20 protein-coding genes are annotated in these 17,175 nt (G+C 39.7%); 2 read left to right on the plus strand and 18 right to left on the minus strand.

What is annotated here, in order from left to right:
- Positions 1-34: 34 nt before the first annotated feature.
- From pnuC to AC4J95_RS04980, 16 genes are all read right to left on the minus strand, one after another.
- Positions 35-778: a nicotinamide riboside transporter PnuC gene (gene pnuC, locus AC4J95_RS04905; protein ID WP_316401440.1), complete on the minus strand. Its 744-nt coding sequence runs from the start codon at positions 776-778 to the stop codon at positions 35-37.
- Positions 779-901: 123 nt separating this feature from the next.
- Positions 902-1,609, minus strand: coding sequence for a deoxynucleoside kinase (locus AC4J95_RS04910; RefSeq protein ID WP_494548851.1), 708 nt, complete (start codon positions 1,607-1,609; stop codon positions 902-904).
- 231 nt (positions 1,610-1,840) lie between these two features.
- On the minus strand, positions 1,841-2,845 hold the full coding sequence (locus tag AC4J95_RS04915; protein ID WP_494548852.1) for an SIS domain-containing protein: 1,005 nt from the start codon (positions 2,843-2,845) through the stop codon (positions 1,841-1,843).
- A 19-nt stretch (positions 2,846-2,864) separates the two neighbouring features.
- Positions 2,865-3,920 (minus strand): SIS domain-containing protein, encoded by a 1,056-nt coding sequence (locus AC4J95_RS04920; protein WP_494548853.1) that lies wholly within the window; start codon positions 3,918-3,920, stop codon positions 2,865-2,867.
- Positions 3,921-3,935: 15 nt separating this feature from the next.
- A complete protein-coding gene (locus tag AC4J95_RS04925; RefSeq protein WP_494548854.1) occupies positions 3,936-4,760 on the minus strand; it encodes a PTS system mannose/fructose/sorbose family transporter subunit IID in 825 nt (274 codons plus the stop codon).
- The gene (locus AC4J95_RS04930; RefSeq protein WP_494548855.1) at positions 4,747-5,535 is read right to left on the minus strand and encodes a PTS mannose/fructose/sorbose/N-acetylgalactosamine transporter subunit IIC; all 789 of its coding nucleotides are present in this window, start codon (positions 5,533-5,535) and stop codon (positions 4,747-4,749) included. Before AC4J95_RS04930 ends, AC4J95_RS04925 begins: the two co-directional genes overlap by 14 nt.
- Before the next feature lie 21 nt (positions 5,536-5,556).
- A complete protein-coding gene (locus AC4J95_RS04935; RefSeq protein ID WP_494548856.1) occupies positions 5,557-6,027 on the minus strand; it encodes a PTS sugar transporter subunit IIB in 471 nt (156 codons plus the stop codon).
- Between the two features lie 27 nt (positions 6,028-6,054).
- Positions 6,055-6,474: a PTS sugar transporter subunit IIA gene (locus AC4J95_RS04940; RefSeq protein WP_494548857.1), complete on the minus strand. Its 420-nt coding sequence runs from the start codon at positions 6,472-6,474 to the stop codon at positions 6,055-6,057.
- Between the two features lie 80 nt (positions 6,475-6,554).
- The gene (locus AC4J95_RS04945; protein ID WP_494548858.1) at positions 6,555-9,326 is read right to left on the minus strand and encodes a sigma-54-dependent transcriptional regulator; all 2,772 of its coding nucleotides are present in this window, start codon (positions 9,324-9,326) and stop codon (positions 6,555-6,557) included.
- A gap of 307 nt (positions 9,327-9,633) precedes the next feature.
- Complete coding sequence (locus tag AC4J95_RS04950; protein ID WP_494548859.1) at positions 9,634-9,843, minus strand: hypothetical protein; 210 nt, start codon at positions 9,841-9,843, stop codon at positions 9,634-9,636.
- Between the two features lie 18 nt (positions 9,844-9,861).
- Positions 9,862-10,434: a hypothetical protein gene (locus tag AC4J95_RS04955; protein WP_494548860.1), complete on the minus strand. Its 573-nt coding sequence runs from the start codon at positions 10,432-10,434 to the stop codon at positions 9,862-9,864.
- Between the two features lie 13 nt (positions 10,435-10,447).
- Complete coding sequence (locus tag AC4J95_RS04960) at positions 10,448-10,867, minus strand: MarR family winged helix-turn-helix transcriptional regulator (RefSeq protein ID WP_494548861.1); 420 nt, start codon at positions 10,865-10,867, stop codon at positions 10,448-10,450.
- 182 nt (positions 10,868-11,049) lie between these two features.
- On the minus strand, positions 11,050-11,706 hold the full coding sequence (locus AC4J95_RS04965; protein WP_494548862.1) for an ABC-2 transporter permease: 657 nt from the start codon (positions 11,704-11,706) through the stop codon (positions 11,050-11,052).
- A gap of 1 nt (position 11,707) precedes the next feature.
- The gene (locus AC4J95_RS04970) at positions 11,708-11,914 is read right to left on the minus strand and encodes a hypothetical protein (protein WP_494548863.1); all 207 of its coding nucleotides are present in this window, start codon (positions 11,912-11,914) and stop codon (positions 11,708-11,710) included.
- A gap of 96 nt (positions 11,915-12,010) precedes the next feature.
- Positions 12,011-12,553, minus strand: coding sequence for an ATP-binding cassette domain-containing protein (locus AC4J95_RS04975; RefSeq protein WP_494548864.1), 543 nt, complete (start codon positions 12,551-12,553; stop codon positions 12,011-12,013).
- Positions 12,553-12,927, minus strand: coding sequence for a GntR family transcriptional regulator (locus AC4J95_RS04980; protein ID WP_494548865.1), 375 nt, complete (start codon positions 12,925-12,927; stop codon positions 12,553-12,555). Before AC4J95_RS04980 ends, AC4J95_RS04975 begins: the two co-directional genes overlap by 1 nt.
- Positions 12,928-13,098: 171 nt before the next feature.
- On the opposite strand from AC4J95_RS04980, the gene AC4J95_RS04985 reads away from it, so the two are divergent.
- Positions 13,099-13,953 (plus strand): RNA polymerase sigma factor, encoded by an 855-nt coding sequence (locus tag AC4J95_RS04985; RefSeq protein WP_494548866.1) that lies wholly within the window; start codon positions 13,099-13,101, stop codon positions 13,951-13,953.
- Positions 13,943-14,635 carry a DUF2461 domain-containing protein gene (locus tag AC4J95_RS04990; RefSeq protein ID WP_494548867.1) on the plus strand — a complete coding sequence of 231 codons (693 nt, stop codon included), beginning with the start codon at positions 13,943-13,945 and terminating at the stop codon, positions 14,633-14,635. The genes AC4J95_RS04985 and AC4J95_RS04990 overlap by 11 nt, the downstream gene beginning before the upstream one ends.
- Before the next feature lie 58 nt (positions 14,636-14,693).
- On the opposite strand, the gene AC4J95_RS04995 is transcribed toward AC4J95_RS04990, so the two are convergent.
- Both AC4J95_RS04995 and AC4J95_RS05000 read right to left on the minus strand, forming a co-directional pair.
- Positions 14,694-15,908, minus strand: coding sequence for an MFS transporter (locus AC4J95_RS04995; protein WP_494548868.1), 1,215 nt, complete (start codon positions 15,906-15,908; stop codon positions 14,694-14,696).
- A 3-nt stretch (positions 15,909-15,911) separates the two neighbouring features.
- On the minus strand, positions 15,912-17,084 hold the full coding sequence (locus AC4J95_RS05000) for a M20 metallopeptidase family protein (protein WP_494548869.1): 1,173 nt from the start codon (positions 17,082-17,084) through the stop codon (positions 15,912-15,914).
- Positions 17,085-17,175: the final 91 nt, after the last annotated feature.

The following is a 17,175-nucleotide window of genomic DNA, read 5'->3' on the forward strand; positions in this document are numbered from 1 at the left end:
AATTTCTAGTCATCGAGGTCTTGATTCTATACTATTAGTGACTCAAATGATAATACTCATCTTCCATCCGTTGCATTCTCTCTCGTTCCTTTTTGTTGTACCAAGGAGAAACGGTGAAGGCTAGGACATCATTGATCAAATAAACCGAACTGTTAACAAACATTGCAAGACTAGCCGAGCCATGTCTGAATGAAATGTACCACAGCACCATTTGTGCAAGTCCTGAAGCTAGCCACCAGTAGTATTGATTGTTGTAACGTAAGAAGCTGATGATTCCGGCACTGAGACTGATCGAAAAGGCAATCGCATCGATCCAAGGACGTGGATCATCGGTAAATCGCTGAATCAGATAACCGGAAACAAAGTAAACAAAAATGGTACTGATGATCGCTGTTACCCACGTTTTACCAGTGAACTTGCGGATTTTTGAGGCCATGTTGTGGTTCCATTCTTTACTTAATAATACGGGGATATCTAATGTGATCATATAAGCAATTTGTTCGCCGATACTCAAGTAGTTCTTCGCTGAGTAACCGACATAAATAAAACAGATGGCTGAAATGATTCCTAATATACCGTTGACCGATTTCGCTGCATTAATGGAAAGAATACATAACACACCTAAAGTCGTTCCGATAAACGTGATTACAGTAAGCAGTGTGATCGGCTGATTGACTAAGGTCATTATCTGGCAGCCCAGACTGAAGAAAAATAAATAGTAATTTTGTTGAGGCCAGCCTTTTAACTGGTGAAGTAGAAATTTGAAATAATTTAACATGGTGGAGCTCCTTATTCGTAATAATGTAATAATTTTTCTGACGTAAAAATTCAAAAGATTCTCGTACGCATACCATTCTTCTGGAAAACGATCGTTCTTTAATCATTTTAAAAAGTGGAAAGACTAAAAAATTCCTTTTTCAATCTTTCCGTTTGAATAATAGCGAGGTATTTCAATTTCCTGCTTGTTCAACTTCTTGGTTTCGGCTTTGATTCGTTCGATGACTGTTTCTGCGGCCTGTGGATCAGCCACAAAATCGTAGTGGTCGCCGTCGATCTGAATTTTCGGGCAAATATCAAAGCTGTCATACCACTGCTCGTATCGCTCATTGACCATCCGATAGTAGTCATATAGCTCTGAGTTGGCGGCGATTTGTTCATAATCGCGTCCACGTTTTTCAATCCGATCCAGCATTACATCAAAAGAAACCTTAATATGAACCAACAAATCCGGTCTTTTCTTCGGAGCGGCATGCTCCAATTCCTTCAACATCGTATCCAGCAAATTGTCATATTGCAGCACTTCCTGCTGGCTTACACGCCCAAGGTCAGCATTCAAATGAAACAGCAAACCGTCTTCATAAATTGAACGATCAAGAACATTGTCGGCTTGCTTTAAGGCATCCTTCATCGCCAAAAAGCGTTTATTTAAAAAGAATATTTGTAACAGAAACGTATATTTTTCTGGATTTGAGTAAAACAACGGCAGCACTTCATTGTCATCGACGTTTTCATAAAATGGCTTTGAATTCATTTCTTGCGACAACATATCTGTCAAACTGCTCTTCCCTGCACCAATCGTACCAGCAATTAATAGCATCGTTTCATCCATCCCTTCTTATCAAAAATAATCACTTGTCTTTTTAAATCCTTGATAATAGTACTCCTAAATTTTTCTGATGTAAAGACTAGATTTTGTGTCTATTTAATGATATACAAAAAAACAACACAATATATAGTGTTGTTGGATTTGTCTTATTGTAGATGCTTTTCTTCCTTATTCTGACGAATTTTGGTTCAAATAAAAAATCCTCTCTGCTTCACACAAAAAGGATTAGACAATTTAATAATCAAACTGACGATAGTAGCGACGAATATCTAATGGATGGCAATTTAATTTTTCAACATGGGCATCGATTCGTTGAGTCACACAATGCATCAATAGATGCGGCAACACGCGCCCGCGATTTTTTTCACTGATCCCTTCGATCGGATAATCTTTCGAATCGATAAAGGTATAGTTTCCGCAAATACGGGGCAATAGATTTTTCACCCGTTCAGCTAATGGTCGCTGTTCATCTTCACCTAAGAATAACGTTACTGGCGTGGTTTCATCAACAATTTCTAATGTACCATGTAGAAATTCAGCTGCATGGATCGATTTAGAGCGCAGCCAGCTTTGCTCTTCCCAGTAGCACATCGCATAGGAATAGACAGCTCCCCACTGATTACCTGCACCAATGAAATAGTGGATGTCGTCATGACGATGCTTCTCAGCAAACTCGCGGCCAAAATCTTCCGCTTGTTTTTCTGCCTCAACCAATCCTTTGGCTAAGTGTTGCTCCAATTCTTCATAATACTCTTCGTAATCAAGGAAATCTCCATTCTTATTCATCAAGCGATCCGCAACCATGAAGAATTTGATTTGTTCTGTCCCGGGAGCTGGATAAGTGATTACGTGATCACAGCTTTCCGCCAGTTTGGTCCCTGCTGTGTCAATAAAACCTAATAAGGTTGCGCCCACTTCTTTGATCAAATCCACTGCTTTCACGACTTCTTCTGTCGTTCCGGTTACTGAAGAAAGGATGACTAATGAATCTTTGGTTAGCCGCCGATTCCCGGTTGTGTAATATTCAGCTGCGTGTTGAACATAGACTGGTAAATCACTGCGACCGTTAATATAGGTAACCGCCTGCATAGCAGAAGCATACGTGCCGCCGATTCCCAGATAAAAAATATTGTCATAGCCCTTCTCACAAACTTCATCAATGATTTTCTCTACCTGCGGACGTAACTCTAATGCCCCTTGGATATCATCAATCTGCTGCTGTTCGTTAAATTTCAACATGTCATAAACTCCTCAACTTTTATATTTTACTTTTTAATACATCATCAAAATCATCAAAAATTCGTTGACTTAAATCAATTCCTTTTGCGCTCGCTGTAAGATAAGCAAGTAACTGGAACGGTATGATCAATAATAATGGTGAAAATAGTTCTGAAATGGTTGTATCTAAGCCTAGAACATCACGATCAGAACTTTTCTCTGTCGTCACAGTTATAACTTGTCCGACGTACCCTCTCATGTATTCAGCAAGTGCCTGCGACCGGCTTTGATTCACACTTGGTGTTTCAATAAAGAACAACGTGTGTTCCCAGTTAGCTTCTAAATAAGGACCATGCATATAAGCCTCTAACTCAAAGCCTGAGCTAGGACGGCGAACCGTTTCAGTGAACTTGGTTTCAAATTCCCTTGCTGTTCCCCAGTTGGGACCATAGCCTAATGCAGCAAACCGTGCCCCAAGCTTCAAGAGGTTTGCATGTTCTTCAAAAAAGGCGTTGGTCTTATCAATCACACTTGGTATCCGAGAAATTCCTTCAGCTAATTCTTCCTTAAGGGCATGGAGCTTTTGTTCATCAATTTGTTTTTTTGACACACCGACTTTGATCGCCAGCAAAAACAATTGTAAGACCGTTGCTGAAAAGCCTTTGGTTACAAAACCGACCGTTTCAATTCCCATATCCAAATCAATAACCTTATCAACGACTTGAGCAATAGGGCTGTCTAAATCACTCGTCAACACAATTCGTTGGATTTCGCTGCCGCTTAATTCCTTCATGGCATCAATTGTCGACGCGCTTTTCCCACTTTGAGAAACCCCAATAATCGTATCTGTTCCTTTGATCAATCGTCCATAATGTTTAAAATTGTAGGGCTCTTCAATCGTAATTGTGACATCCGCAAGTGTTTCAAATGCCAGCTTGGCGGATAAACACGCATTATAGGAAGAACCTGTCGCTAAAATCGTAACAGTATTCATTTCAGCCAATTGTGTGTCCCATGAAAAATCGTAGTTATCCAAAATCTTCGTCAATGTTTCCTGCTCTTGATTAATATAATCAAGCATCGTCATTGTTGCCATTTTGTCCCTCCATTCTTAAAAGAAACCGATCCATGAGCCTAGGATGCCGAAAATCGCTAAGCCTAACAAAATCGTTAATGCTTTGACTTCTTTCTTCAGCAGATAGAAAACAGCTCCGAATGCTCCAAGTGATAAAATTCTTGGTACGATATCATCAAAGATGCTTTGAACCGTCACGGCATTTTCGCCGCTGCCGATTTTCAAAGGAATGTTGATATCGATCATGGAGGCTGTCATTCCGCCAACTACCATCAAACCAATGATTGAAGCGCCTAAGGTCAAGCTTCCCATCATGCCATTTTCCTGAATTTTCTTTAAGAAGCCGGTTCCCAGTTTATAGCCCCAAGAGGTTCCGAAATAGCGGAACAATAAATGCGGCACATTAAAGATCACTGCGAAAAGAATTGGTCCTAAGATATTTCCCTGCAAAGCCAGCGAAGTTCCGACACCCGTAGCAATCAAACGTAAGGTTCCCCAGAAAAACGAATCGCCAAGTCCGGCTAGCGGCCCCATCAATGAAGTTTTGATATTATCAATCGTGGAAACATCAAAGTTTGGATCATTGGCATTTTCTTCCTCCATTGCGGCATTGATTCCTAAAATCAAGGTCACAATATGAGGAGTGGTATTAAAGAATTCCAAATGACGTTTTAGAGCCCCAGCCATTGATTCCTTTGTCCGATAAAGTTTCTTCAGAATCGGAATCATCGCGTAGCAGTAAGCCAAGTTCATTTGACGTTCATAGTTCCATGAGAATTCCATTTGGAAAGACCGCCAGAAGACCTTATTTAAATCCTTCTTTGTGATTTTCAGTTCATTTTTTTCATTAGAAGTCATCATCGTCCACTACCTCCCCTGTTGATGTTTGCGCGCTGTTGTTCTGTCCACCCCGAACGTTCATAATATTGACTACAACTACCGCTACGATTGCACCGAAGATGGCAATCCCGGTAACCGGAATTTCTAGGTAGGCAGCTAAAGCAAAGCCCAAGAAGAAGTACGGAGCGACTTGTTTGTTGATCAATAAACGAGCCAGCATTGCGAATCCTAATGCTGGAATCAGACCAGTTGCTACTGACAAGCCATGCTGAATAAAGTCAGGAATCATAGCTAATAAGTTGCCGACCGTTTTACTCCCAACCATGAATGAGATCATCACGACTAGCCCCAACATCAGAGACAAACCAAAACCAGCAGTTAAGTGCATCCGCTCAACACCTTTGTAGTTTCCGTCTTCCGCATATTTATCCGCTTTTTGGTTCATTATCGGGATCAAAATACCAAGATAAATATTTTTCAAGATCAACGTAAGTGTTGCGATCGGCAAGCCTAATAGCAACGCCGTCTCCGTTCCGGCTCCAGCAGTAATCGCAAAAGCAGTTCCCAGAACACCCCCAGTAACAACATCCGGGGGAATCGCCGCTCCAACCGAGAAGGAACCAATAAATGCTAATTCTAGCGTTGCCCCCATGATAATTCCGGCTTTTATATCTCCCAGTACAATCCCAGTAAACAATCCTGTCACAATCGGACGTGACAACAAGGAGGTCCCTAACGCGTATTCAGACTGAGCAATGAATGCGACTAACCCAAGTAAAAGTGCTTGAACAAGCATATTTCTTCAACCTTTCTTTTTTTAAAGGACTTCAGTAACAGCTACTTTCTTATCTGTTGGCACTTGACGAATCTCCACTTCGATTTGATTAGCGACTAATTCCTTCAGCATTTCTTCTTCTTCCGGCAAAACATTAACCGCTTTGCCAATGCTGCGAGTGCCTTCTTTAGCTTTGATTCCACCTAAATTAATTTTTTTGATTTCAGGATAGGCCTGCGCCAATTTTTTCGCATCGGCAATTGATTCCACGACGATAAACAGCTTGTACTTATCAGTCACACCGCTTTCTAACGCCTTAATCGAATCCTCAATATTCTTGATGACCAGTTTCACGCCTTGCGGTTTTGCCAATTTAATTGTCGTTTTGCGAATCTCGTTTGTCGGTACATCATCGTTTGCGATCAAAATACAATCTGCTCCTAAACCTTGTGTCCAAGAAAAGGCGACTTGTCCATGAAGCAGACGATGGTCTACTCTAGTTAATAAAATCATTTTTCATCCCTCCATTTTCCTAATAGATTAAAACTCTTCTTCTGCTACCTCAGTACTGATTAATTGATTACAAAACTGAATCGTTTGCTTCGCTGCTGTCAATGATGTCTCTATCAACATTGATAATGATTCTGCTATTTGAAGCTGCATCGTCAGCTCAATTAAAAAAGGCAGGTTCATTCCAGCAACCAAATAAAAATTCTCCCTTTGGATGTGAGCTAAAAATTCATTATTTACACTGCCGCCAAGTAAATCCGTCACCACCACTAATTCATGATCACGATGACGAGTCATTAGTTCATTTACTGCTTTTTCCAAATCAAACTCTTCAGCTAAATAACAGTCCAGCGTTTCAATCTCAGTATTTTCGCCACAGATCAATTCCAGTGAAGATTTTATTCCTGATGCTAATTTTCCATGTGATGCTAGAACTAGTTTTCTTTCCAATCATTTCACCTCTCAATCTCTTCTACACTTTAATAAAAAGCAAGCGGTGTGCCAACTATAGTGGCGCACCGCCTGCTTTGTTAAAATTCTTCATCTTTCATCGAGGTATCCGCGTTTCGATAAACAATATCAAAGATATAGGCAATTTCAGAATCTGGGATTGTGACACTATAATCTCGCTCAATGACACTAAACGCTTTTTTGATCGTTTCCAGCGGTTCTTTTTGACACTGATACAAATCAGCATAACCCTCATAGGTTTCAATCGGAACATTTCGGATTAAACGCTCGATCAAGCAGCTGACATGGACATAGAGCGCTAGTTTTTTCGCATTAGAAAGCTGAATCCTCCCGGCTAATTCCAAGTCACGCATGAATAGATCAATCTCACTCATAACTTTGTCAGTATCAAGAATCGTGACAGAATCAATCACTTTTTCCAGAGAGAAGTTTCGGATGACATTCGTATTAAAAATCTGATTTGCCTCTTCAGTCATGACTTGATCGAGCCATTCACTTAACACTTGCTGCTCATCGCCTGAAATTAGTTCCTCCAAAGAAAGATATGGAATGGCCTCGATTTGAGGATCATCGGTTCCGATAATCCCTAAGACATCATAGATCGAGAATACCGTCTCATCTAGTTTCTTTTCTTCCAAAACTCGGTATTCATATGGCAAAATCTTTAGTTCACAGGACCCAGGAAGGCTTTTTTCTAACAGGTGACAAATTTGAGTGGCTGTTCCGATTCCAGTTTGACAGGTGGTCAACAATGCTTTGGTGCGGTTCTCTTCAGGGTAAATTATTTCCCAATCAAAGCTCGCATCAGTGGCAGCCATACTTGCGATCTCATTTAAGCTTTTCTGATGTTTAATATTTTCACCAACGGCAATGGCCAGCGGTGTTGTCACATTGTTCATAATGACAATCGGCACATTGATCTGCTTAGGAAAATATTGATAAATTTCTTTGAGACTGCCCATATCTACTAAAATAACTAAGCCGTTGGAAATATCATTATTTTCACTGTAATCCAAAATTTCCTCAGCAATTTGCTGCGGCGTCACGTCTAAAGGCATATCAAAGGATTCAAAAATATCGTTTGCCAAAAAACGGTTTGCCACATTGGCAATACTGCTAGCCGTTGCATAACCGTGTGCTACGATGACAGCCTTCGCTATTCCTTGTTCCTTCGTCCAATCGGCTTTTTTCAAATATAAAGTTAAAACAATCCGGTCCATCGCTGATATTTCGATATCGATTTTAGGTTTGCACAATTCAAGGATTCTTTGCACATAATGGTAACTGGCTGGATAAGCCTCTGAAATTTGTGTTTCTAGCTGACGAATGAGTTCCATGATTTGATTGTCTTCTGGCAGCCAGCGACTAGAACCTCGTTGAAATAAATAATATCCGATAGCATACACACTATTGCCATTAAATTTGATCTGGTAGGCATTTTCCATTTGGCGGAAGGTTTCACGAATATATTGGGTCAAATATAGCAACATCTCATGTTTTTGCTGACGATCTGTTTCAAACAGCAAATAATCAAACAGCTGATCCACGATTTCTTTCAACTTCGAGTGACAATCACTTAACTGACTTTGGCATTCCTGATAAGCCAGAATCATTTTGGCGAATGTATCCTCAACACGTTTTTGACTTTGTGTATTCGACAACATCAAACGATCTAATCTTGAATCGCTATGGATCAATACTTCTTCCGGCAGCGAAGTTTGCAGATTTTGATGATTCATGGAAAGCAATGCCTCGGGAAGATGGTGAATCGTAAGTTTGATCTGTGGATCGTGAATAGCTTCAGAAAAAGCCTTTGCTACCATGACTTTGACAATATTTTTTAATTCGCCGATATTTCCCTTAAAACTCCCATTTGCTAATAATTCAAGGGTTTGCCCGCTGACTCTTAGATCCCGCTTAATCTTCATCTGCTCACTGATCAAGAAGGAGTAGATCAGCTCCAAGCGTTCATTCCTCGCTCTTTGCTGTAATGAAGGAATCGTTACTTGGATCGGAATTCGCCGAATGAAGGTATTTAGAAAATTGCTGGTTAGCTCCTCTGTTGTTGCAAAAAATAATCTTGTCTGAACTTTAATGGGATGGTTCGTATCTCCCACGCGATAAATTTCACCTTGATCTAAATAAGTAAATAATTTTTCCTGTCCTTCACCATTCAAACGATGGACTTCATCTAAAAAAAGAATACCGCCATCAGCCGCCTCAAACACCCCTTTACGATCTGATTCCGCTCCGGTATAAGCGCCTTTCACACTGCCGAAAAGATTACTTGTCAGCAGCTCGGGGTTATTGGCATATTGCGCACAGTTCAGAGTAATAAATGGAGCATCCTCTGCTATCAATTCATTTTGAATACAATAATGATGGATCAGCTTGACTAAATAGCTTTTCCCGGTACCGCTTTCGCCGTTGATCAATACAGGTAAGCCACCATCAGGATAATTTAGCGCTGCTTTGATTTGTTCGATCACACGATTCAAGCTTTTGTCGTGGCCGATTAAAAGAGAAAAGAAATCCTGCTCTTTACCGAACATCGGCTGTTCAGATAAAATCGTTTGAACACTTTCATAATTATTTGTACTCAATGCAAAGAATTGTTTTTCAAAAGCGTTTTTGTGAAAATAATAGACCGGACGTGAGTTTATTTTTACGAGCTCGCCATTTTCAGTCAATTGATTCAAATATTGACTGACTGTATTTCGTTTAACCTTAAAGATCTGCGCTAATTTTGACGCAGTAAAAAGGTCACTCAAATCATCTAAATCGAGAAAAGCCGTTTGATTCTTTAAATAATGTAACAGTTCTTCCTTCATATACTTCCCTCCTTCTTTTTATAATAGAAAATAATGATCTAAAGTCAATTCTTGTTTTTCAATCTCAAAAAAAGATTTTCGAAAAAAAGGTGTTTCCTTCAATCTATTAAGCAATCCCCGTGCCAATCAAAAGCGATGCGGAGTTCTGCGCTTCCTTGTGAAATGTAATAGAGATTTTCAACACTTTAACAAAATCAGGGAACTGTTGAAAAGAGTGTTGAGTCATTTATTATCAGAGGTTAAGGCTTTGTGAGATTAAAAAACGAACCATTCAAGAGAATAATCTCCTAAATGATTCGTTTTGGTACTACCATTCCATATCTTCCATTTGATCTTCTAGCTCACGAATTTCTTGTGTGAGTTCTTCAATCGCATCTTTTATTTCATCTAATGTCATGCCGCTAGAACTATAACCTTTGTAATAAGCAGTCACATAATCGGAGTCTTCCAGCTGATGCAAGCGATTTCTAAGGCTGCCTAAGCGTTCAATATCTTTTTCATATTGTAGTTCATTCATTATTTTCGACTCCCTTTTTTATGCTAAAGCCTGCGGACTTGGTAATTGTGGTCCTTTGCCTTCTCTAGCCAAGACCCAATCATCATTATCCCACATTTCAGTTTTCCGACGTCCACGCATATAGTCCCAACGTGAATCGATCTCCATCTCAATAACGGCACCATCACCGCCTAGTGTGACCCAATTGTAACTGCCATTTCGATGTGCAAATTTGATCCATTGAACAGGAAATGTTTGTTCTGTACCATTCCCATCTATAAATGAACGTTTTTGCTGCTCAATTCGAATGAAGGACAAGCCTTTGGCATATGTTCGATTGGTTTTATAAAATATTTCCTCCGCAACTTCCTTTGCGTGTTCCTTCAATAATAATTTTCCTACTGGCACCTCAGAATAGTTTTTGAAGCTTACTAGTGCTTCTTCTTCGCTTACTTCGATGATTCTTGCGCCATTATAGGTAAAATGCCCATCTATTTGATAGCGATCAATTGTGACCGCTTGATTATTTCTTGATTCAATCATTTCACTAACCAAGCTATAGTTTTCAGGAATCGTTGTTAATTGTTCTGCTAAGTGACGTTTCGTTTGCATCTTTATCGCCCTTTCATTCAGCGTTGGATAACTTTCCCAACAATTCTTCAAATGTTTCTTGTTCCTCAGGTGTTAATAGTGAGAGAAATTTAGCTTGCGCATGATCAACCTTTTCGATGATTTTTGTATAAACGGTTTTTCCTTCATCTGTCAACGCCAGCAGAAACCCCCTGCGATCATGATCATTTTTTTCTTTGGTCACAAATCCTAAATCAATCAATTTTTGCGTAGTTCTCGTAACATTACTGCCGTTGAGTCCAGTTAGCGTGATCAGCTTCTCCTGTGCCAACCCGTCATAATCATGGATTTTTACAATAAAGTAATAATTTGAAGAGTTCAGCTTCAGCGGCGCAAGTTCTCGATCAAGTTCTTTATGATAATCTCTGGTTATTTTGGCTAACCATTTCAAGTTACTTTCTGTGTACTGCTCCATAAACGGCCTCCTTAAGTTGTTAAAAATTCAAAACAACTATTTAATTGCGTGCGCAAGCATATAATAGAGCGAGTACTATTTTTTGTCAATTGATTCGTTTCTTTATCCTTAGTAAAATAAAAAGACGTCATGGTCATCAACCAAAAAAATCAACCATCTGTTAAGATGATTGATCAAAGTTTTTAAAGCTCTTTCTTCTCTATAAACTTAAATGAAAAAAAGAAAGATATCCCGCCAGCGATGATTGCTGCAATCGTACTAACAGTGAAAAGGAGCCCTAGCGGAATCTCAGAAATCCGATGTAAAAGTGCCACGATATCAATTCCTAGTCGCTCAAACAAACCTTTCCCCAAGAATACGAAGAAGAAAATGATTGCCATTACAACCATAATGATCATTCGACTTTTGCCTTCACCAAACTTAAAGTAAAATGGCAGAATTAAACTGATATAAAAGGAGCCAGCGATGAAAACACTAGCTAAAACGAGCAAGAGATTTTTCAGATCAATGGTTCTCCCCTGCATTGTATTCATAATTATAAGGACCAAAACCGAAAGTAAAATCGCTGCGATCGAACTGATATAACATAAGGAATATTTTTCAATCACATATTTTTTTCGTGAGACGGGCATCGTGAATAAAAAGGTAAAGCCATGATTCATTTCATCAAGTGTAATAGTGGTAAAAATAATCGACAATACAAAAAATATCATAAATAGTGGAACCAGCACCAATGTTTGGAGATTATAAGCATTCATCACCGTCAAAAAGATCGTTGCTAGAAAGAATAATTTTTGCTTTGCTAGTAAATGGAGATCTTTAACATATAATCCTCTCATTCTAATTCCCTCCCATCATCAGATAGACAATTTCATCTATATTCGCTTTTTCAACTGCCACCTCAGGATAATTTTCACGATAAAATTGGCGCTGCTTCGTTAAGCATTGATAACCGAAACTAGCGGGCAATGTTTTTGCGATATGTGCTTTATCCAGTTTAGAATATTGGTCATCTGTTAATTTTAGGATTCCGTATTCGTCTAACAATATATCCGTATCTTCACTTAAAATGATCTTCCCTTGATCAATAAAGTATAAGGAATCGCAAAGCTGCTCCAAATCTGTCGAAATATGTGAGCTGATCTAAATACTGCGAGATTCATCTTTCTCAAGATATTCTTGTAAAAGGTTTAAAATTTCACCTCGAGCGATAACATCTAATCCAGCCGTTGGTTCGTCCAAAATCAAAAGGTCTGCATTGTGGCTGATCGCGATCAATAAGCTCAGACGCGCGTTCATTCCGGTGGAAAATTCTTTTAACGGCTTATTCAAGGGAAGCTGAAACTCTTCGCATTTCTCTAAAAAATAATCCTGCTCAAATTTTGGATAGAAATTTCGCAATATTGATACGATTTCTTTTATAGAAAGTGCTTCGTAAAATCCAGCATCACCTAATGACGCCCCAATACGTTGTCGATCCTTATCTGTGATTTTATCGATCGGTTTGCCGAAAAGCTCAGTCATTCCGGCATCTCTACTAATCAAACCGAGAGCGATTTTAAAGGCCGTACTTTTTCCTGCCCCATTACGTCCAACGAGCCCGACAATTTGACCACTCTCAAGTGACAAGGAACAATCTAATTCAAAATCTTTATACTGTTTTTTTACATTTTTTAGTTTAAGCATCATAACCCCTCCAGTATTAGCTCCAACAGTTCCATCAACTCTTTATCGCTTATTCCGACTAAGTGTGCTTTCGTGACAATCCCCTCAAGTTCGTCTTGGATCGTTTTGAGCTGTTCCTCCCGCTTCATGGATGGATTCACTCCACAAACGAAGCTCCCTTTCCCATGAACGGTCGTAATCATCCCTTCTTGATCCAATGCATCATATGACTTTTTTACCGTCAACGCGCTAATTTTCAATTCTTTGGCCAAAGATCGCACGGAAGGCAATGGATCATTTTCCTGCAGATCCCCTTGAATGATCGCACCTTTAATTTGTTCTACCAGCTGTTCGTAGATTGGCGTCATCAATGAGTGCTGAATAATAATTTTCATGTTTAATCCACCTCTTCGTAAACAGTATATAACAGTATATATCAGTCGTCAATATTAGGTTGGATTTTTCTTCTAGTATGCTTCAACAATATCTGTCACAATAATAAATAAAAGAAAAAATGTCACACTTATCGTCTTTGTTTGTCTAATAAGTAAAGGAGGCAAAAAGAAATGGAAATAGATCGAGAAGCATTGCTCATCCAATCAGCATTGATTGGCGATGCGGATTCTTTATCGGAATTACTTAATGATGTAAAAGACAGCATTTTTAACTTATCGTTGCGAATGTTGGGGAATGTTTTTGACGCAGAGGATGCCACCCAGGAAATTCTATTAAAAGTCGTCACGAACTTCTCTACTTTCAACCAGCAAAGCCGTTTTAGTACATGGGTATATCGAATCGGGGTCAATCATTTAATTAATGATCAAAAAAAGCGATCGTTTCGCGAACAATTAACATTTGACCTGATGCAGAAGGATTTGGAACAGCCAGTTCCAGAAAGTGATATGGCATTCACTGACTTTGAAGAGGAAGAATTGGCTGAGGAATTAAAGCTATCGTGTACGAACATCATGCTACAATGCTTGAGTCCGCAAGATCGTTGTGTATTTATATTAGGCACTATGTTCAAAATGAATAGCAAGTTAGCTAGTGATCTTCTGCAAATGACGCCGGATTCTTTTCGCCAAAAACTGTCCCGTACTCGAAAAAGAATGGGAAAATTTTTGTCGATTTATTGTGGCCATTCAGGCGGTAAATGTGATTGTCGAAGACGTGTACCCTTCGCAATCAAACAGCATCGGCTAAATCCCTCAAGTTTGGAATATTCATCTTTGAGAGAACTGAACTTGGCAGAAATTTATCACCAAAAAAACAATATGGAGTTTATAGATGATCAAACTCTTCTGTTTGATACACTTTCTCATTATCAGTCTGCGTTCGATGCAAAAATTTTTATGCAAGACTTACTAAAATCTAAGCAACTTTCTGAACTAATTAAGGAGGATTCCATCTATGGCTTATAATCAGATTTTTGAATACTTATTAGCGTTAGAGAAAAACAATAATCAAGAGTGGTTTCATCAAACGAAAGAAGAACGAATGGCAGTTGTTCAAGAGTTTAATCAGTTGGTAGATGACTTTTCCCATGCACTCCATGAAAAAGACCAAGACAGCCCGATTCTTCCTGCGAAAAATCTAACATTCAAGCTTAATCGAGATACGCGTTTCAGTCATGATAAATCTCCCTACAATCCTGTGTTTCGCGCGCACATTGGACCAAAGGGAAAATTACCAATTCCAACAGGCTACTTTATTTTCTTGAAGCCCAATGACCAGTCCTTTTTAGGAGGCGGACTATTCGCCGATATGTTTTCTGATGCGACTGATCTTATTCGTCAGGCTTTGATCAAACACGAGTCGGAATTTCTGGCGATCATCCAGAAACCGGCATTCAAAAAACACTTTTCGGTTTTAGGAACACAACTAAAGCGAATGCCTCGTGGATATGAACAATATGCGGATTCCCCTATCGCTGATTATTTAAAATTTAAGAGTATGTATTTGGAGTACTCGTTGACTGATCAGGAGATATTAGAGTCGGATGATTTTGTTGCGCAAGCTGTAAATATATTTATATTGATGAAAGACTTCAATCAATTCTTGAATACTGCCTTAAAAGGGTTCAAATTTCCTGAAAGAAAATAAACTAAAAACAGCCAACCCTTTTATGCGGTTGGCTGCCTCTATTTCACAGAAGATTTATTTATTTTTGTTGTTCTAATTCTCCAACTACTTGTTTGCTTTCTTTTGTTTGAATAATCAGTGAAACAATCCCTGCTAATACAAAAACTAGAGCGATAAAGATGAAGGCCCCTCCGTATGATCCGCTGGTATTTACCAGCCAACCTATAATCATCGGCGCGAAGAAGCCGCCAGAAACACCAATCGCATTAATAATCGAATACTTGGTCGACACTTCTCGTTCAGCAAAAATCTTGACTGGCAGACTCATCAAAGTAGCGAAGCCAATACTTGCTGCTGCGATCGCGACCGCCAAGAAGAGCATACTTAAAACTAATGAATGACTCTTTGATAATAAAAAGGCCACGATCCCACCCAGTGCGGATGCAAAAAAGATAACTTGTTTCTCTCTATCCTTAAAGTAACGTCCCATCATAGAACCAGCGAACATTGCACTAATCATCATAACAAATCCAATCAAAGCACTCATCATGGCCATCTTATTCATCGTCAAGCTGAATTCATCCACTAAATAAGAGGCAATCCAGCCAGTCATACCGTAAACGGCTGCGTTGATGAAAAATGCCGCTAAAACCATGATCCAAACATTTCGATCCTTGATTATTTCAAAGAAGGAAATGTTCGTTTGATTGGCCGAAACGATTGGCTGTCCGCTTGTTTTTGGAATTCCTCGAATCATTAGAAAACCAATCAACAACACGATTCCACCATAAATAAAATACGTCATTTTCCATCCTGCCAATGTCAGTAAAGGCGCCACTAACAATGGCCCAACAATTCCAGCAAATCCCGAAGAAGCAATCATGGATGATTGGACTGAGCCACGTTTTGCCGGCTCCACTTCTTTTGTCACAAATGCGCTAACTGCTGAAGGATACCCTGCATGGGCAAAAGATCCTGCCGCAAACCGAATCAGCAATAAATACATAAGTGAAAAACCGAAGCCTAAACAAATCATCAATACACCGATCAGCAAAATCGCGAACGTCATAATTTTACGACTGCCTAGACGATTGCCTAAAAAACCGAACGGAATTTGAAATAGCGTATACCCAAGAAAGAAGGCACTTAAAATCAGCCCCTTTTGTCCTGCATTAATACCCAGGTCTTGTGCAATCGGAATGACTGATAAGCTAATGATATTCTTATCTAAATAAACACAGGTATATCCCAGAAATATCAGGATTAGTGAACGATTAATCTTGCTCTTCCCCATAGGCTAGACGCTTTCTAAATAGGATAGTGCGGCTTCAACATAAACATTTGCGCCAAATTCTAAAACAGATTCGTCTAAAACGATTTTCGGATTGTGCAGCATCAATTCTGTATCAGCAGTAGTTATTAGCATAGTGGTTGTTGGAATTCGATGACTGATTTCGCCAAAGTCTTCGCTGCCCATCATCGGCACGGGTAAAGGTGCTTCCTGAAGAACATTCGCAGGAAAGGCTTTTTCTAATCCCCCTTTAAGTGTCTCAGTCACTGTTTGATCAATTTCATTACTGCAGCAGCCGTTAGTAAAATCAATCGTCACTTTCGCTCCGAAAGCCTGACCGATCGACTCTGAAATTTCTACCATACGTTTTTTGATTTGCTGGCGGACTTCCTCTTTCAACGTACGAAGTGTCCCCTTCATGTAGGCGGAATTTGGAATCACATTTGATGAGCCAGGTGTTCCACCTACAAACTCACCGATCGTTAAGACAAAGCGTTCCGCTGAGCTGATTTCGCGGGCAGAGAGCGTTTGCAATGCATCGTAAATCTTTGTCGCAACATTGATTGGGTCGATCGAAACTTCCGGCATCGAGCCATGACTGCCTACACCTTCAACCTTAATCTCGTACCAATCAGCACTAGCCATAAATGTTCCAGCGGGTGCGACAAAAACATGCTTCAACGGCAAGCCCTTGAAAGGAAAAACATGGATCATCGCTCCCGCATCGACCTTAGGATTCTCTAGGATTCCAGCATCAATACAGTCCTTTGCTCCTTGTAAAATTTCTTCTCCTGGTTGGAAAAGGAATTTTACTATCCCTGTCAGTTCGGCTTCACGTTCTTTCAAGATTTTCGCAGCACCTAAAAGCATTGTCGTGTGCATGTCATGGCCGCAGGCGTGCATTGCCCCGTTTTCTGAACGAAAGTCTAGATCGGTATCTTCAGAAAGTGGAAGCGCATCCATGTCGCCGCGCAATAAAAACACCTTTTCTCCTTGGCCAACCGTACAGGTAATGCCCATCTTGCCACAGTCTTGCGGTTCGTATCCGTACTCAACCAATTTTTGCCAGACGTATTCCTTCGTTGCTGGCAGTTCCATTCCAACTTCTGGGTTTTGGTGCAGGTGTCGCCTAATATCTACCAATTCTGTTTGCAATGATGTTTCTTTGATCATTTCCATCTTGATTCCTCCCTTTGAAAAAAGCATAGCACAATAAAAGGAGGATGGATTTTTTTCTTTTTTATCTCAAAAAAAGAAAATAGAAAAAATT

It is taken from the genome of Enterococcus sp. GPZ-007, assembly GCF_059374735.1.

Bases quoted from the DNA above. Each gene is read 5' to 3' on its own strand.
- pnuC (WP_316401440.1), bottom strand. From the start codon at position 778: ATGTTAAATTATTTCAAATTTCTACTTCACCAGTTAAAAGGCTGGCCT.
- AC4J95_RS04910 (WP_494548851.1), bottom strand. From the start codon at position 1,609: ATGGATGAAACGATGCTATTAATTGCTGGTACGATTGGTGCAGGGAAG.
- AC4J95_RS04915 (WP_494548852.1), bottom strand. From the start codon at position 2,845: ATGTTGAAATTTAACGAACAGCAGCAGATTGATGATATCCAAGGGGCA.
- AC4J95_RS04920 (WP_494548853.1), bottom strand. From the start codon at position 3,920: ATGGCAACAATGACGATGCTTGATTATATTAATCAAGAGCAGGAAACA.
- AC4J95_RS04925 (WP_494548854.1), bottom strand. From the start codon at position 4,760: ATGATGACTTCTAATGAAAAAAATGAACTGAAAATCACAAAGAAGGAT.
- AC4J95_RS04930 (WP_494548855.1), bottom strand. From the start codon at position 5,535: ATGCTTGTTCAAGCACTTTTACTTGGGTTAGTCGCATTCATTGCTCAG.
- AC4J95_RS04935 (WP_494548856.1), bottom strand. From the start codon at position 6,027: ATGATTTTATTAACTAGAGTAGACCATCGTCTGCTTCATGGACAAGTC.
- AC4J95_RS04945 (WP_494548858.1), bottom strand. From the start codon at position 9,326: ATGAAGGAAGAACTGTTACATTATTTAAAGAATCAAACGGCTTTTCTC.
- AC4J95_RS04950 (WP_494548859.1), bottom strand. From the start codon at position 9,843: ATGAATGAACTACAATATGAAAAAGATATTGAACGCTTAGGCAGCCTT.
- AC4J95_RS04955 (WP_494548860.1), bottom strand. From the start codon at position 10,434: ATGCAAACGAAACGTCACTTAGCAGAACAATTAACAACGATTCCTGAA.
- AC4J95_RS04960 (WP_494548861.1), bottom strand. From the start codon at position 10,867: ATGGAGCAGTACACAGAAAGTAACTTGAAATGGTTAGCCAAAATAACC.
- AC4J95_RS04965 (WP_494548862.1), bottom strand. From the start codon at position 11,706: ATGAGAGGATTATATGTTAAAGATCTCCATTTACTAGCAAAGCAAAAA.
- AC4J95_RS04975 (WP_494548864.1), bottom strand. From the start codon at position 12,553: ATGCTTAAACTAAAAAATGTAAAAAAACAGTATAAAGATTTTGAATTA.
- AC4J95_RS04980 (WP_494548865.1), bottom strand. From the start codon at position 12,927: ATGAAAATTATTATTCAGCACTCATTGATGACGCCAATCTACGAACAG.
- AC4J95_RS04985 (WP_494548866.1), top strand. From the start codon at position 13,099: ATGGAAATAGATCGAGAAGCATTGCTCATCCAATCAGCATTGATTGGC.
- AC4J95_RS04990 (WP_494548867.1), top strand. From the start codon at position 13,943: ATGGCTTATAATCAGATTTTTGAATACTTATTAGCGTTAGAGAAAAAC.
- AC4J95_RS04995 (WP_494548868.1), bottom strand. From the start codon at position 15,908: ATGGGGAAGAGCAAGATTAATCGTTCACTAATCCTGATATTTCTGGGA.
- AC4J95_RS05000 (WP_494548869.1), bottom strand. From the start codon at position 17,084: ATGGAAATGATCAAAGAAACATCATTGCAAACAGAATTGGTAGATATT.